Origin of the sequence: Gemmobacter megaterium (assembly GCF_900156815.1) — a bacterium.
GTDB lineage: Bacteria > Pseudomonadota > Alphaproteobacteria > Rhodobacterales > Rhodobacteraceae > Wagnerdoeblera > Wagnerdoeblera megaterium.
On record NZ_FTOT01000009.1, the window covers coordinates 21,138 to 36,313 of the forward strand.

The window sequence follows — 15,176 nt, forward strand, 5'->3', positions numbered from 1 at the left end:
AGTGCCTCAGCGCGCCATGGCGCGTTGATAGGCCGGGCGTTCGCGCATCTGCGTCAGATACTCCTCCAACGCCGGCTCACTGATCGGGAATTTTGCACCTTTGGCCCAGATCAGGCAATGCGCCAGCAGGATGTCGGGGACGGTCATCCGATCGCCCATCAGAAACGGCCCGTTCCCCATGCGTGCGATCAGCGCCTTCTGGCTGCGCTCGAACTCCCATTTGAGCGACTCCTTGATCTCCGGCTTCCGGCGCTCCTCTGGCAGGATGAAGCTGTGACGGGCGGCCATCCACAGAACCGCGTCAAATTCATCCAGCAGGAAGTGGAGCAGACTGTCTTGCCGCGCCCGTTCCAGCGTGCCTGCGGGATAGGTCAGATCGCCGTGGCGATCGGCCAGAAACTGCATGATCGCCGCAGAATCAATGATTGGCGCACCATCCACCAGCAGAACCGGAACTTTCCCCGCCGGATTGTGGGCCAGTACGGCATCGGTGCGTGGCCCCGTTGCGTCATGTTCATAGGCTTGCCCGAGTTCCTCCAGCATCCAAAGCACGCGGGCGGCGCGGCTTTTGGACGTTCCGATGACCTTGTACATGGTGCCCCTCCTCCTTGGTCGGGGCATCTGACGCCACGGCAGGCGTGCGCGCAAGCGGCACGTTGCGTCAGCGCCGCGCGTCGGCCAGACCGGCCAGCCGCAACAGCATCCGTTCCACCAGCGCCATGCCCGGTGCCTTGCTGGCAGAGCGCAGCGTCATGTCGGTTTCCACGATCAACGCCATCGCCTGTTCCAGCCGATCAGGGCCAAACCCTCGGGCCTGACGCAGCATCTTGTCGCGCCGTGGCCCAAAGACGGGGGGGCGCATCCGGGCGATGCCCGCTGCCGGACCTCCGGGGTCCGAGGCAGCCGCATGTAACGCACGGAAATGCTGCAAGGCGCGAATGGCCAGGGTGACAGGGGCCACCCCCTGCCCCTCCAGTCGCAGCATCAGGGCACCGACATCGCGGCGTCGCCCTTCGGCTGCTGCATGGAGGATATCGTCCACCTCGGCTTCGACAGTTGCGGGCGCACAGGCTGCAACTTCGGCGCTGCTCAAAGGCGAGTCGTCGCCCCATTTGTACAGGCCGATCTTTTCCACCGTCTGACGAAAATCACCGGGGTCCAGATCGCGCGCCAGGGCAACCAGATCCTTCATCGCGCCGCCACCCACGGCCGCCAGACCTGCGCGGCGCAGCTCATCTTCGATTTCGGCTTGGGTCGGCGGATCGTCGTAGAGTGCAATGGCCGGGGCGTTCGGGTGGGTTTCGAACAGCTTTCGCAACGCGGACTTGGCCGCCAGCAATCCCGCAGTCACCACGATCTGGGCATCGCCCTGCCGCCAGTCGGCCAATGCGGCCCCGATCACCCCGACCAGCCCGTCGCCCGCATCCTCGACCAGCGCGACCCGCGCACCCGGAAAGAAGCCTTGCGCCTTTACGGCATCCTGCAATGCGGCCGGATCGCGGCGCAGGTCTGCGGCGGCTATCCGGGTCAGGCGCATTTCAGCTTCGCCTTCGGGGCCCACGATGGCGGCGACCGCTTGCTGCCGCTTCATCGCAACCCGCATGGGATCGGCGCCATAGATCAGGAACCCAGCCGCGTTCAACGCCGGTTTGGCCAGAAACCGCGCGGCTTCGCCCCCCGCCAGCTTCATTGCGGGGCGGCGGCGATCAGCCGGGCGACAACCTGATCGGCCAGAATGACCATCAGCCGCCGATGGGCATCCTGTTCCGCCGACAGGGTCGCAACAGTAGACCCCGAGGTGGACCAACTGGTAAAGCTGTCGGCGTTGCCCGAGGTGACGGTTTCACCATTTTCAAGACGCACCAACGCATAGCGGGCGCTGCCCTTGAGCGTATAGCGCGTGATGGCGCCGGTCGGGGTGATCCCCGCACCGACGGGTTCGGCCGCGACCGACCAGTCCAGCCGAAACCGTGGGACAGTGGCGCGGCCCAGCCGATCCTCCAGCCGATTGGCAAAATCGAAACCATTCCGGTCGGCGGGGTCGGCGAGCACCACGGCGCCACGCAGGGCATGAGCCGCGCCGCCCGGTGCATGGGCAGGGGAAAAGCCGCAGGCCGCCAGCGGGGCGGCGGCCAGCAGGCCCAGAACTTTGCGGCGGTCAGACCACGACATTGACGATGCGCCCCGGAACGACGATCAGCTTCCTGATGGGCTGACCGGCCATGAAACGGATCACATCTTCATTCGCCAGCGCGATCTTTTCAACCTCGGAGGCGGGCATATCCTTGGGCACGCTGATTTCCGCCCGCCGCTTGCCGTTGATCTGCACCGGCAGCACCACAGTGTCATCGACCAGCAGCGCCGGATCCGCCACGGGCCAGGGCGCCTGAGCGCAAAGCCCCTCGCCGCCCTGGGCTTTCCAGATCGATTCGGCGATATGCGGCGTCATTGGCGACATCAGCTTGGCCAACACCCGCATCGCCGCCTGCATCGCGGGTTTCGAGGCTTCGGCCTTCAGCACAGTGTTGGTAAAGGCATACAGCGCCGCGATGGCCTTGTTGAAGGCAAAGCCTTCGATGCTGCGCGTCACCTCGTCGATGGTCTTGTGGGTCGCGCGGTGCAGGGCATCGTCGTCGCCCGTGGCTGTGGCATCCATGTCCAGCACGCGCGAACACAGGTTCCAGACCCGGTTGAGGTGCTTGAAGGTGGCATCGGCCCCGGCGGCCGTCCATTCCACGTCCCGCTCGGGTGGGCTGTCCGACATCACGAACCAGCGCGCGGTATCGGCACCGTATTCCGCGATGATGTTCATCGGATCGACGACGTTCTTCTTGGATTTCGACATCTTGGCCGAGGGGATGATCTCGACCGCCGTGCCATCCTTCAGCGTGGCGCCTGCTTCGCTGCGGATCACGTCTTCGGGCAGGTGATACACGGGCCGGCCGTTGGCATCGCGCGTCAGGTAGATTTCGTGCGTCACCATCCCTTGGGTGAACAGGGCGTTGAACGGCTCGATCGCCTTGGCGGGCAGGTGGCCGGTCTTGTGCATCGCGCGGGCGAAAAAGCGTGAATACAGCAGGTGCAGGATCGCGTGTTCGATGCCGCCGATATACTGGTCGACGTTCATCCAGTACTCGACCTCTGCCGCATCGGTCGGCGTGGTGGCGCGCGGCGCGGTGAAGCGGGCGTAATACCAGGACGAATCGACAAACGTATCCATCGTGTCCGTCTCGCGCCGGGCCGGTTTGCCGCATTGCGGGCAAGCACAGTCGCGCCAGGTCGGGTGCCGGTCCAGCGGATTGCCGGGCAGATCGAAGGTCACATCATCGGGCAGGCGGACCGGCAGGTTTTCCTTGCGCTCGGGCACCACGCCGCAATCTGCGCAATGCACCACCGGAATCGGGCAGCCCCAGTAACGCTGGCGCGACAGGCCCCAGTCGCGCAGGCGGAACTTGGTCACCCCCTGGCCAAAGCCCTTGGCCTCGGCCAGGGCGATGGCATCCAGAATGCCCTGCTCGCCGGTTTTCACCTCGGCCCCGGCGACGTTGCGGACATAGCGCACACGTTCGGATTTCATCGGGATGAAGGGCTCGGTCAAACTCGTTTCATCCGCGCCATCGGCGACGAAGACGGGGGGAATCGGCAGGCCGTATTTCGTGGCAAACTCGAAGTCGCGTGCATCATGCGCCGGACAGCCAAAGATCGCGCCGGTGCCGTAATCCATCAGGATGAAATTGGCGATCCACACCGGCAATTCCCAGGTCGGATCCAGCGGGTGGCGGACGCGCAGCCCTGTGTCGAACCCGATCTTTTCCGCCGTCTCGATTTCCTCGGCGGTGGTGCCGCCCTTGCGGCATTCGGCGATAAAGGCGGCAATTTCAGGGCTTTGCGCCTCCAGCACCTTGGCCAGCGGGTGGTCGGCGGCAATGGCGGCAAAGCTGGCACCCAGCAGGGTATCGGGGCGGGTGGTATAAACCTCGATCCGTTCGAATCCCTCGGGGGCGTTCACGGTGTCAAAGGCGAATTGCAGGCCCTGCGACTTGCCGATCCAGTTCGCCTGCATCAGGCGCACCTTTTCGGGCCAGTCCTTCAACCCGTCCAGCGCCGACAGCAGTTCTTCGGAATAGTCCGAGATCTTGAAGAACCACTGCACCAGCTCGCGCCGTTCCACCGGGGCGCCCGACCGCCAGCCCTTGCCGTCGATCACCTGTTCATTGGCCAGAACGGTCATATCGACCGGATCCCAGTTCACCACCGCCGCCTTGCGGTAGACCAGGCCCTTTTCCAGCATGTCCAGGAACATGGCCTGTTGCTGGCCGTAATATTCCGGGTCGCAGGTGGCGAATTCGCGGCTCCAGTCGATGGACAGGCCCAGCGGTTTCATCTGGCCCTTCATCACTGCGATGTTGTTGTAGGTCCAGGTGCCGGGGTGGCCGCCCTGTTCCATCGCGGCGTTCTCGGCCGGCATCCCGAAGGCATCCCAGCCCATCGGATGCAGCACCGAATAGCCCTGCGCCAGTTTGGTGCGCGCCACCACGTCCCCCATGGTATAGTTGCGCACATGCCCCATGTGGATGCGTCCCGACGGATAGGGGAACATCTCCAGCACGTAATATTTCGGCTTGGCGGGGTCTGCCTTGGCGGTAAAGGCCCCGGCCTCGTCCCACGCGGCCTGCCATTTGGGTTCGATTTCGGAGGGCGTATAGCGGGACATGCGAAGGGTTCCTGTCAGTGAAAACGCCGGGCACATCGGCCCGGCGTGGTTATATCCGTCATCGCGGCGAATGCCAGTGCCGGTTACAGCCGCGAATCGCGCACCCGAAGCTCGCGCGCGCGTGTCAGAATGGCATCCTCGACCGCGCGCACCGTTTCCGGCGCCACCGGCCCGCCGCCACGTGTCTGGATCGCCACCTTGAGCGACCGCGCATCCAGCGCCGGGTCCGAAATATAGATCGTGGCGCGATAGGCGCGTCCGCCGCCGGGTGGCGTGCCATAGCCGGTCGAGATTACGCCCGTGAACGGGTCTACCGTTTCCACAGGCAGGAACGACAGCGCATCCAGCGAGGCATTCCACAGATAGCGGTTCACGCGGGTGCCCACATCCACTTCGCTGCGGGCGCGGAACAGATCGCCCAGCACGCCGCGGCGCGCGGTCAGCGGTGTCTGGCTGCGGGCAAGCTGTGCGCGTTCTTCGCGCGACATGGCTTCGTTCAGGGCCTCGGCTTCGGCGCGATCTGCTGCCGTTCCGGGCAGCCCGCGCGAAAACAGGCCCCCACCGCCGCCGCATCCGGCCAGCGCAAGAACCACCGCGCTGGTGATCGCAAGGCGAAAACGGGTTGGAACTGTCATGGGCGGCCTCCGATCCGATGGGAACTGTCTAGCCGAGGGGGCGCAGGTGGACAAGCCCTTGCAGGTCGGGGAAAACCGCGCCCTCGCACGCGCGTACGGAAAGAAGGCCGGAAACGCTGCGCTGCGGCGTCAGTTGGGTGGCCTGGGGCAGTGTGGCATGTCTGCACCACGCATCATTCGAGTTCGCAGCGGGCTGCGCGTTGGCGTTGCAATCGTGGGCCGCTGGGAGGAAACAAGGGGCATACCCAATTCGGATTCCCCTGAGTTGGGCGCACCTTTGACACAACGAGGGAAAACGATGAAAAAGTTTCTGATCGCCACCACCGCGCTGACGCTGTCGGCTGGCGTGGCCGCTGCTGAAGTGAAATTCGGTGGCGACGCTCGTCTGGGCATGAACTACGATGGCAGCCGTGTTGCTCCGGCCCAGTCGAAAACCTGGCTGGAAAAGCGCGTCACCATCAACATCGACGCGTCGACCACCGCTGACAACGGCGTGACCTTCGGTGCCCGCGTTCGTCTGCGTTCGGACGAGGTTGCCGGTACCGCAGTGAACGGCGCTCGCGTCTTCGTTCGCGCTGGTGGCCTGACCGTTGCTGGCGGCAACATCCTGGGCGCCATCGAATCGATGCCCGGCGTCTACGCTCCGTCGGTTGGTCTGACCGGTCTGGCATGGTCGGGCATGGTGACCAACGTCACCGGCCGTTACTTCGACTGGGATGCTTACAGCTCGCGCGGCAACGGCGCCGAAGGTCTGGAAGTCATCTACACCATGGGTGACTTCACCGGCCACGTGTCGTACTCGTCCACCAAGCTGGTCGGCGTTGGCGGTGCAACCGTCGACACCCTGAGCGCCTACGGTGCCTACAAGTTCTCGGGCTGGACCGTTGCTCTGGGTCTGGCTGACGGCGATGCCGTCAACGACAGCTCGGACAAGATCGTCCTGACCGTCGGTGGCAAAATCGGCGACTTCGGTGTTGGCTTCGGCGCTGCCCGCAACGGCAAAGGCGTGAGCAAAGTGAACAAGTTCGCGATCAACGGTTCGTACGCCATGGGCGCGACCACGATCTCGGGCTATGTCGCTTCGGAAAGCGGCCACGGCGCTGCTGCTGCCGTTCCGGCAGCGAAAACCACCTTCGGTCTGGGCGCGTCCTACGACCTCGGCGGTGGTGCCTCGATCGTTGGTGGCGTCGAGCGCACCAACGCGAAAAAAGCCCGCGCCGACCTGGGTGTGAGCTTCCGCTTCTGATCCTCAGGGATCATTGCGGGAAAGAGCGGGCGCAAGCCCGCTCTTTTCTTTTGTGACAGAGCCTTGCAAGAGGTTGCCATGGCCCTCGACGATATCATCGCCCGTATCCGCGCCGCTGAAACGGCCCATGGCCGTGTGCCCGGTTCCGTCACCCTGATCGCGGTGTCCAAGGTCCAGCCGCTCGACCGGGTGGAGTCGGTTCTCACCGCCGGTCATCGTGTGTTCGGAGAGAATTACGTGCAGGAGGCCGCAGGCAAGTGGCCCGCGTTCCGCCAGCGATTCGCAAGCGTTTCGGTTCACATGATCGGCCCTTTGCAAACGAACAAGGCCAAGCAGGCGCTTGATCTGTTCGACGCGATCCACACGCTTGACCGACCCTCCCTTGCGGACAAGCTCGCCCGTCTGGTGCAGACGCGCGGTGCCTGTCCACAGCTTTTCGTGCAGATCAACACCGGGTCCGAGCCGCAAAAGGCCGGTGTCCTGCCCGATCAGGCCGATGCGTTCATTTCCGCCTGCCGCGATCTGGATTTGCCCCTGACCGGGCTGATGTGCATCCCGCCCGAAGATCAGGATCCTGCCCCGCATTTCGCACAGCTTGCCACCCTGGCCGCCCGCAACGGCCTGTCTGGTCTGTCCATGGGCATGAGCAGCGATTTCGAAACGGCGATTGCCCATGGCGCAACGCATGTCCGCGTCGGCTCGGCGATCTTCGGAGCTCGTGCTTACGCCTGAGCCTGCTCAGCCAGCCTGTGGCCGTGTCAGTGCGGCCACCAGCCGCCGGGTGATCGGCGCCACCACCAGAACGGCCGGAAATGCCACGGCCCAGCTTGGCAGCCACGCCCCCAAGAGCCAGCGCCGCGCCAGATCCGCATCGAGCCCGGTCGCAAGCACGGTGGAAATGCCCGAGACCATCAGGCTCATCAGCCCCGACAGGATGAAGCCGAACAGGATGGGGGCGTAACGGGCAGGGATCATGGTCGGGTCCTTGACAAGGCCCCGCGACCCTAGGTGCCGTTGTGGCGGCTGTCCATATCCGCTGGCGCAAGGCTGCATTGCGCTACTGTTGTGGCGCCTTGGTGCGCTGGCCGAAATCTCCCCGCCGCGCGGCACGCGCGGCGCCCGGCCCAAAGGGAGCGTCCTGCCTCGGCAGGACGAACGACCTGCGGGAGCGCGTTCTAACCGTCGAGTTCCGCCGCAGGTATCACCGGAAAGAACGCGCCCTGCGACCACAGGCCGAACCAGGGTTCTCCGTCATGGTCGGCCTCTGTGCCGATGTCCACCAGGCGGTAAAAGCTCTTGCGGTCGATCCGTGCCTCCAGCCCCCGGCGCACCATCACATAGGGCGCAGGCTCGCCCGTCGCGGGGTCGCGTTCCACCCGGATCGGATGGTCCGGCCCCGCGCTTACCACATCGTCCACATGCGTGGTGAAGGTGATGACCTGATCGCGGCCTGCGCCGGTTACGGCAAAATCCACGGCGACGAACGGCGCATCATCGACGATGAGCCCCACCTTTTCCACCGGCGTCACCAGAAAGTACTTTCCGTCCTCCAGCTTGAGGATACCGGAAAACAGCTTTACCAGCGCAGGCCGCCCGATCGGACTGCCCAGATAGAACCACGTGCCATCGCGGGCGATCCGCATGTCCAGATCGCCGCAAAAGGGCGGGTTCCAAAGATGGACCGGCGGAGGCCCCTTGCGCCCGGCTGCCCTTGCGGCCGCGGCCAGCGTATCGGCGCTGACGGGTTGCGGTTTATCTTCCATCACTCTTTTGCCATTTGTGCCCGAGGCATTAGTTTGCTTTCCTGCATCATAGGACATTCAGGGGATTTGTCATGGCTGACGCGCTGGTTGCAGAGATCGAAGCACTTGGGACGACGCTGGCGGCGGCGCGCGCTTCGGTCAACCGGCGATTCATCGGGCAGGGCCAGGTGGTCGATCTGGTGATTTCCTCCATGCTCTGCGGGGGACATGCCCTGTTGGTCGGCCTGCCGGGGCTGGGCAAGACGCGGCTGGTCGATACCCTGTCCACCGTGATGGGGCTGCGGGGCAACCGCATCCAGTTCACCCCCGATCTGATGCCTGCCGACATTCTGGGGTCCGAAGTGCTGGAGACCGCAGCCGATGGCAGCCGCGCCTTTCGTTTCATCGAGGGGCCGGTGTTCTGTCAGTTGTTGATGGCCGACGAGATCAACCGCGCCAGCCCGCGCACCCAATCCGCGCTGTTGCAGGCGATGCAGGAGAAAGAGGTCACGGTCGGCGGTGTGCATCGCGCGCTGGGGCGGCCGTTCCATGTGCTGGCCACCCAGAACCCCATCGAGCAAGAGGGCACCTATCCATTGCCCGAGGCGCAGCTGGACCGTTTTCTGGTGCAGGTCAATGTGCCCTATCCTGACCGCGAGACCGAACGCGCCGTGCTGATCGCCACGACCGGGGCCGAGGATACGCTGTCCGAACAGGTCTTTACCGCCGAAACCCTGCTGGCGGCGCAGATGCTGCTGCGGCGGATGCCGGTGGGGGATCAGGTCGTCGAGAGCATCCTAGATCTGGTGCGCGCCTGCCGTCCGGGCGAGGCCGATGGCATGAAGGATCTGGGCAACAGTCTTGCCTGGGGGCCGGGGCCGCGCGCGGCCCAGGCGCTGATGCTGATGGTGCGGGCGCGGGCGCTGCTGGATGGCCGTCTTGCCCCCAGCCTGGATGATGTCGCCGCCATGGCGCAGCCCGTGCTGATCCACCGTATGGCGCTGAACTTTGCCGCCCGCCAGCGGGGCGAGGATCTGGCGGCCCTGATTGCCCGTGTGACGATGCGTGTCTTGCAGGTCGAGGCCGCCGCGTGACCCTGCCGCAACCCCTTCGCCTGCGCGCCGAGGCGCTGGGCGCTACCCTGCCGCCCCTGTTGGCCGAGGCGCAGCATCTGTCCGCCACGATCATCCTGGGTGAACACGGGCGTAAACAGGCGGGCATGGGCGACGCATTCTGGCAGTTCCGTCCCGCGATGCCGGGCGATCCGCTGCGTCGCATCGACTGGCGGCGCTCCGCGCGGGGCGACCTGCCCTATGTGCGCGAAACAGAGTGGCAGGCGGCGCAGTCGGTGGTGCTGTGGGTCGATGGCGCGCGGTCGATGGCCTATTCTGGCGGACAGGGGCGCCCTGCGAAGTCAGACCGGGCCCGTGTGCTGGCGTTGGCGCTTGCGGTGCTGCTGTTGCGGGGCGGCGAACGTGTCGGCCTGTCCGGTAGCGCTGTCCCCCCGCGATCGGGGCGCGCGCAGGTCGAGCGTATCGCCGAGGGGCTGCTGGAGGAGGATGCCGAGTATGGCGCGCCAGAGGCCATCGGCCTGGCGCCGCATGGTCGCGCTGTGTTCCTGTCGGATTTTCTGGGCGATTTGGCACAGCTTGAATCCGCCTTGGGGCGGGCAGCCGAGTCCGGTGTGACCGGCGCGCTGGTGCAGGTGCTTGACCCGGCAGAGGAGGAGTTTCCCTTCGACGGTCGTACAATCTTTGAATCCATGGGCGGTAGCCTGCGGCACGAGACGCTGCGCGCGGGCGAGTTGCGCAGCCGGTACCTGGACCGGCTGGCCGACCGCAAGGACCGTGTGCAGACGCTCGCCCGCGCGGCGGGTTGGCAGTACACGTGTCACCATACCGGGCAGGGCGCGCAGACCGCCTTGCTGTGGTTGTACCGCGCGATGGAGCGGCGGCGCTGATGTGGGTGATCGGGCCTCTGGGATTTACCGCCCCGCTGATCCTGTGGGCACTGGCCGCATTGCCTGTGCTGTGGTGGGTGCTGCGCGCCGTTCCCCCGGCGCCGGTGCGTCGGCGGTTTCCCGGTGTTGCCCTGTTGCTGGGGCTGCGGGACAACGAGGCGGAAACCGACCGCACGCCATGGTGGCTGCTCTTGTTGCGCATGGCTGCCATGGCGGCGCTGATCGTTGCCTTTGCCGGACCGGTGCTGAACCCTGTGCAACGCGAGGCGGGGACAGGGCCGCTGCTTGTTCTGGTCGATGGCAGTTGGGCCGATGCACGTGACTGGCCGCGCCGGCAGGAACGTGTGGCATCCGCGATTGACGAGGCCGCGCGTCAGGGGCGCCCGGTGGCCGTGGCCCTGTTGTCGGATCCGCCTGCGGGTCCGCTGGCGTTTCAGTCTGCTGCGGAATGGCGCCAGAGATTGCCGTCGATCACACCGAATGCCTGGGAACCGGGCCTGCTGTCGGAAATCTGGGCCCGTGGTCAGACCGGACGATTCGAAACGCTCTGGCTGTCTGACGGGCTGGACCGTCCGTCCCGTGAGGGGGTTCTGGCGGCGCTGGAGGCGCGGGGGCCGGTGCGGGTGTTTGAAACCGGGCGGCCCGTGACGGGCCTTGTTCCCGCGACACATACGGACGGTGCGCTGACCATCGCTGCCCGACGTGCGGGAACCGGCTCCGTGGCAGAGGCCAATGTGCTGGCCATCGGCCCGGATCCCTCGGGGATCGAACGGGAACTTTCCCGTGCGCCGGTCACGTTCGACGCGCCGGCATCCGAGGCGCAGGCCGGTTTCGATCTGCCGCCTGAAATCCGCAACCGCGTGGCGCGCTTCGAACTTGAAGGTGTGCGCAGCGCCGGGGCTGTTGCCTTGGCCGATGATGGCCTGCGCCGTCGCAAGGTGGCGCTCCTTTCGGGGCGCGAGGACCGGGAGGGGCTGCAACTTCTGTCTGCCACCCATTATCTGCGTCAGGCGCTGGCCCCGGTGGCGGATCTGATCGACGGCACCTTGACCGATGTGGTTCTGGCCAGCCCGGATGTGATCGTGCTTGCCGATGTCGCCCGCCTGACGGTGGATGAGGAAGAACAGGTTCAGGAATGGCTGGCCCGTGGCGGTCTATTGCTGCGGTTTGCCGGACCCCGCCTTGCCGCCAGCGATCTTGGCCGCACTCAGGACGACCCCTTGCTGCCGGTCCGTCTGCGCGAAGGCGGCCGCACGGTTGGTGGCGCGATGAGCTGGGGCGAACCCCGGCGTCTGGCGCCCTTTGCCGCCGGGTCGCCCTTCTTTGGCCTCGCCGTGCCCGAGGAGGTGACGGTGACGGCACAGGTTCTGGCGCAGCCTGACCCCGAACTGGGCGAGCGTACGATTGCAACGCTGGCCGATGGTACCCCCCTTGTGACACGCAAGCCGGTTGGCGATGGCCAGGTGGTGCTGATCCATGTGACCGCCAATGCGGAATGGTCGTCCCTGCCGTTGTCGGGGCTGTTTGTGCAGATGCTGGAACGTCTGGCCGTTTCGGCGCGGACCGCCCACCCCTCTGCCGCAGACCTGGAAGGCACGACATGGCAGCCCGTGCAGGTGCTGGATGCGTTCGGCCGTCTGGGCGATGGCGGGCGGCTTGGGGCGGTGGCCGGCCCGGACCTGGCCGCGGCGCTGCCATCGGGGGCCGTTTCGGCAGAATTGCCGCCAGGGCTGTATTCCGACGGCGACCGTCGATTGGCGTTGAATGCCATCGGTCCCGACCGCGTGCTGGAGGCCACGCAATGGCCCGACCGGATTGTTGTCGAGGGGATCGTGGCACTCCATGAACATTCGCTGAAAGGTGCGCTGCTTGCTGCGGCGCTGGTGATGCTGATGACCGACATTCTGGCGACGCTGTGGTTGACCGGCCGCCTGCGGCGTGGGGTTGCCGTTGTGCTGGCCCTGGTCATGCTGGCGCCGGGCGCGGCTCGCGCGGATGATGCGTTCGCCATGCGCGCCACCGTCGATGTGGTCCTGGCCCATGTGCTTACGGGATCGCCTCAGGTGGATCAGGTGGCGCGGGCGGGTCTGCGGGGCTTGGGCGATGTGCTCTACAACCGCACGACGATCGAACCGGCGGAACCCGTCGGCGTGGATCTGGAACGCGACGAACTGGCCTTCTTTCCCTTTATCTACTGGCCTGTCACGGCAGACCAGCAAATGCCATCGCCTGCGGCGTATCGCAAACTGAACCAGTATCTGCGCACCGGGGGGATGATCCTGTTTGACACTCGCGACGCGGATGTCGCGGGATTCGGTGGCGCAACGCCCGAAGGCCGCAAGTTGCAGATGCTGGCCCAGCCGCTGGACATTCCGCCGCTGGAGCCGATCCCCGCAGATCATGTGCTGACCCGCACGTTTTATCTGTTACAGGATTTTCCTGGCCGCCATGTCGGCAGACCCGTCTGGGTCGAGGCCGCGCCCCCAGATGCCGAACAGGCCGAAGGAATGCCGTTTCGCAACCTGAACGATGGTGTCACGCCCGTGGTGATCGGTGGCAACGACTGGGCTTCGGCCTGGGCCGTCGATGACCGGGGCGTCCCGATGATGCCGGTGGGCCGCGGCTTTGCCGGAGAGCGTCAGCGCGAATTCGCCTGGCGCTTCGGCGTCAACCTCATCATGCATGTGCTGACCGGCAACTACAAATCCGATCAGGTCCATGTGCCCGCGCTGCTGGAAAGGCTCGGTCAATGACGGGCGCCGTGGTTCTCGACCCCCTGCTGGGATGGCCGATGATCTGGGGCCTGGCCGGGTTTGCCGCGCTGCTGCTGGCCCTTGCCATCTGGCAGCGCATGTCGGGGGGGCTTTTGCGCGCTCTGGCACTGGCCGCGATCCTCGTGGCGCTGCTCAACCCCTCCTGGCAGCAGGAGGACAGGGCGCCGCTGTCCGATATCGTGCTGGTGGTGGTGGACGACAGCGCCAGCCAGCGCATCGCCGACCGCCCCGCGCAGACCGAAACGGCGCTGGAGGGGATGCTGGCGCGCATTGCCCGGATGCCTGCGACCGAGGCGCAGGTCATTCGTGTGCCCGATGACGATGCCGATGGGGGCACGTTGGCGATGGCCCGGCTGGCCGAGGCAATGGCCGACATCCCGCGCGCGCGCCTCGCAGGTGTGTTTGTCATCTCGGACGGGCATGTCCATGATGCGGCGCTGGCGCCCGAACTGCCCGCGCCCCTGCATCTGCTGCTGACCGGCGAGCCACAGGACTGGGACCGTCGGCTGCTGGTCAAGACGGCACCTGCTTTCGCCATCATGGGAGAGCCTGTCTCGTTGATCCTGCGGATCGAGGATCAGGGCGCGGTTCCCGCCGCATTGGCCGGCTATGCCGAACTGACGGTGTCGATCGGGGCCGAGCCCGCGCAGACCTTCACCGTTCCGGTGGGCGAGGATCTGGAGCTTCCGGTCAACCTGCCACATGGCGGGATCAACGTCTTGCAACTGTCCGTAGCGGCCCAGGAGGGCGAGTTGACGGCCGCCAACAATGCTGCCGTGCTGCGCATCAACGGGGTGCGGGATCGGCTGCGCGTGCTGCTGGTGTCCGGTGAACCCCATGCGGGGGAACGTGTCTGGCGCAATCTGCTGAAATCCGATGCCTCGGTCGATCTGGTGCATTTCACCATCCTGCGACCGCCGGAAAAGCAGGATGGGGTGCCGGTGACGGAACTGTCGCTGATTGCCTTTCCCACCAAGGAACTGTTCGTCGACAAGGTGGACGAATTCGATCTGATCATCTTCGATCGCTACCGCAGGCGCGGCATCCTGCCGATGTCCTATCTGGAAAACGTCCGCGATTACGTGCGCAACGGCGGGGCCGTGCTGATCGCTGCCGGGCCCGAATTCGGATCTGCCGACAGCCTGTGGCGGTCGCCCCTGGCCGAGATACTGCCGATCTCCCCGACCAGCCGGGTTCTGGAGGAAGGGTTCCGTCCGACCTTGACCGATACGGGCCGCAAGCACCCCGTCACCGAAGGGTTGCAGTCACAGGCGCCGCAAGAGGGTTGGGGGCGGTGGTTCCGCCAGATCGACATGACCGCGACTCGCGGACAGGTGGTGATGGAAGGGATCGGCAACCGCCCGCTGCTGGTGCTGGACCGCGAAGGCGAAGGGCGCGTTGCCATGCTGGGGTCGGATCATATCTGGCTCTGGGGTCGCGGCTACGAAGGTGGCGGGCCGCAACTGGAATTGCTCCGCCGCCTTGCGCACTGGACGATGAAGGAACCCGAGCTGGAAGAGGAAACCCTGGGCGCCGATGCACAGGGACTGCGGCTGACCGTTTCCCGCCGCACTCTGGGCGATGCGCCGGGGCAGGTGACGATCACTGCGCCCGATGGCGCCGAGAGCCGCCTGGATTTGAGCGAAACCCGACCGGGCCTGTGGCAAGGCACCTGGGACGCGCCGGGCATGGGGCTGTATCGTCTGACCGAAGGCGAGATGACGGCCGTGGCCGCCCTTGGTCCGGCCGCCCCGCGCGAGTTCGAACAGACCATCGCGGCCTCCGTCCCCATGCAGCCGGTCCTGGACGCAACCGGGGGCGGGGTGGTGCGGCTCTCTGATGGTCTGCCCGACATTCGCCGCGTCGCCGAAGGCCGCGTCGCCGCAGGGCGCGGCTGGCTGGGCATCACCCCGCGCGAGGCGTTCGTGACGCAGGACATCCGCATCAGTCCTTTCCTGCCGCCCTGGGCGCTTTTGCTGCTGGTCGCGGGCCTCGCCCTTGCGGCCTGGTTGTGGGAGGGGCGGCAGCCCGCACGCAAGGCGTAGTCCGGGCCGACGGGTGCCTGTTCATCTTGCCCCAAATACCCACGGGGTTTCCAAGGGGGC

General features: G+C 66.0%; 13 protein-coding genes. 6 read left to right on the plus strand and 7 right to left on the minus strand.

The window, feature by feature from the left end:
- Positions 1–6: 6 nt before the first annotated feature.
- The 5 genes from BW970_RS16870 to BW970_RS16890 all read right to left on the minus strand — a co-directional run bounded on the left by BW970_RS16870 (position 7) and on the right by BW970_RS16890 (position 5,349).
- Positions 7–594 (minus strand): glutathione S-transferase family protein, encoded by a 588-nt coding sequence (locus tag BW970_RS16870; protein WP_076533652.1) that lies wholly within the window; start codon positions 592–594, stop codon positions 7–9.
- A gap of 67 nt (positions 595–661) precedes the next feature.
- The gene (locus BW970_RS16875; RefSeq protein WP_076533653.1) at positions 662–1,690 is read right to left on the minus strand and encodes a DNA polymerase III subunit delta; all 1,029 of its coding nucleotides are present in this window, start codon (positions 1,688–1,690) and stop codon (positions 662–664) included.
- Entirely contained in the window at positions 1,687–2,172 is a 486-nt protein-coding gene (gene lptE, locus BW970_RS16880) for an LPS assembly lipoprotein LptE (protein ID WP_076533654.1), read from the minus strand. The genes BW970_RS16875 and lptE overlap by 4 nt, the downstream gene beginning before the upstream one ends.
- Positions 2,159–4,714: a leucine--tRNA ligase gene (gene leuS, locus BW970_RS16885; RefSeq protein ID WP_076533655.1), complete on the minus strand. Its 2,556-nt coding sequence runs from the start codon at positions 4,712–4,714 to the stop codon at positions 2,159–2,161. The genes lptE and leuS overlap by 14 nt, the downstream gene beginning before the upstream one ends.
- Before the next feature lie 83 nt (positions 4,715–4,797).
- Positions 4,798–5,349, minus strand: a complete 552-nt coding sequence (locus tag BW970_RS16890; protein WP_076533656.1) for a DUF3576 domain-containing protein — start codon at positions 5,347–5,349, stop codon at positions 4,798–4,800.
- Between the two features lie 46 nt (positions 5,350–5,395).
- Between BW970_RS16890 and BW970_RS16895 the strand changes: the two genes are divergently transcribed.
- Positions 5,396–6,595 (plus strand): porin, encoded by a 1,200-nt coding sequence (locus BW970_RS16895; protein WP_159441459.1) that lies wholly within the window; start codon positions 5,396–5,398, stop codon positions 6,593–6,595.
- A 78-nt stretch (positions 6,596–6,673) separates the two neighbouring features.
- Positions 6,674–7,327, plus strand: a complete 654-nt coding sequence (locus BW970_RS16900) for a YggS family pyridoxal phosphate-dependent enzyme (protein WP_076533658.1) — start codon at positions 6,674–6,676, stop codon at positions 7,325–7,327.
- A gap of 6 nt (positions 7,328–7,333) precedes the next feature.
- Here BW970_RS16900 and BW970_RS16905 read toward each other — a convergent pair whose 3' ends face one another.
- Together BW970_RS16905 and BW970_RS16910 are read right to left on the minus strand one after the other, a co-directional pair.
- Positions 7,334–7,570 carry a DUF2798 domain-containing protein gene (locus BW970_RS16905; RefSeq protein WP_076533659.1) on the minus strand — a complete coding sequence of 79 codons (237 nt, stop codon included), beginning with the start codon at positions 7,568–7,570 and terminating at the stop codon, positions 7,334–7,336.
- A 200-nt stretch (positions 7,571–7,770) separates the two neighbouring features.
- A complete protein-coding gene (locus BW970_RS16910; protein WP_076533660.1) occupies positions 7,771–8,358 on the minus strand; it encodes a DUF1285 domain-containing protein in 588 nt (195 codons plus the stop codon).
- Between the two features lie 71 nt (positions 8,359–8,429).
- Between BW970_RS16910 and BW970_RS16915 the strand changes: the two genes are divergently transcribed.
- From BW970_RS16915 to BW970_RS16930, 4 genes are read left to right on the plus strand one after another with little or no spacing between them, the layout of a single operon-like run.
- Positions 8,430–9,431, plus strand: a complete 1,002-nt coding sequence (locus BW970_RS16915) for an AAA family ATPase (RefSeq protein WP_076533661.1) — start codon at positions 8,430–8,432, stop codon at positions 9,429–9,431.
- Positions 9,428–10,297, plus strand: a complete 870-nt coding sequence (locus BW970_RS16920; protein WP_076533662.1) for a DUF58 domain-containing protein — start codon at positions 9,428–9,430, stop codon at positions 10,295–10,297. The genes BW970_RS16915 and BW970_RS16920 overlap by 4 nt, the downstream gene beginning before the upstream one ends.
- Positions 10,297–13,050, plus strand: a complete 2,754-nt coding sequence (locus tag BW970_RS16925) for a DUF4159 domain-containing protein (RefSeq protein WP_076533757.1) — start codon at positions 10,297–10,299, stop codon at positions 13,048–13,050. The genes BW970_RS16920 and BW970_RS16925 overlap by 1 nt, the downstream gene beginning before the upstream one ends.
- Positions 13,047–15,116 (plus strand): DUF7408 domain-containing protein, encoded by a 2,070-nt coding sequence (locus BW970_RS16930; RefSeq protein ID WP_076533663.1) that lies wholly within the window; start codon positions 13,047–13,049, stop codon positions 15,114–15,116. Before BW970_RS16925 ends, BW970_RS16930 begins: the two co-directional genes overlap by 4 nt.
- The last annotated feature ends 60 nt before the right edge of the window (positions 15,117–15,176 follow it).

Excerpts from the sequence above, each read along its gene's own strand:
- BW970_RS16905 (WP_076533659.1), bottom strand. The coding sequence starts at position 7,570 with ATGATCCCTGCCCGTTACGCCCCCATCCTGTTCGGCTTCATCCTGTCG.
- BW970_RS16915 (WP_076533661.1), top strand. The coding sequence starts at position 8,430 with ATGGCTGACGCGCTGGTTGCAGAGATCGAAGCACTTGGGACGACGCTG.
- lptE (WP_076533654.1), bottom strand. The coding sequence starts at position 2,172 with ATGTCGTGGTCTGACCGCCGCAAAGTTCTGGGCCTGCTGGCCGCCGCC.
- BW970_RS16890 (WP_076533656.1), bottom strand. The coding sequence starts at position 5,349 with ATGACAGTTCCAACCCGTTTTCGCCTTGCGATCACCAGCGCGGTGGTT.
- BW970_RS16925 (WP_076533757.1), top strand. The coding sequence starts at position 10,297 with ATGTGGGTGATCGGGCCTCTGGGATTTACCGCCCCGCTGATCCTGTGG.
- BW970_RS16900 (WP_076533658.1), top strand. The coding sequence starts at position 6,674 with ATGGCCCTCGACGATATCATCGCCCGTATCCGCGCCGCTGAAACGGCC.
- BW970_RS16930 (WP_076533663.1), top strand. The coding sequence starts at position 13,047 with ATGACGGGCGCCGTGGTTCTCGACCCCCTGCTGGGATGGCCGATGATC.
- BW970_RS16870 (WP_076533652.1), bottom strand. The coding sequence starts at position 594 with ATGTACAAGGTCATCGGAACGTCCAAAAGCCGCGCCGCCCGCGTGCTT.
- BW970_RS16910 (WP_076533660.1), bottom strand. The coding sequence starts at position 8,358 with ATGGAAGATAAACCGCAACCCGTCAGCGCCGATACGCTGGCCGCGGCC.
- BW970_RS16875 (WP_076533653.1), bottom strand. The coding sequence starts at position 1,690 with ATGAAGCTGGCGGGGGGCGAAGCCGCGCGGTTTCTGGCCAAACCGGCG.
- leuS (WP_076533655.1), bottom strand. The coding sequence starts at position 4,714 with ATGTCCCGCTATACGCCCTCCGAAATCGAACCCAAATGGCAGGCCGCG.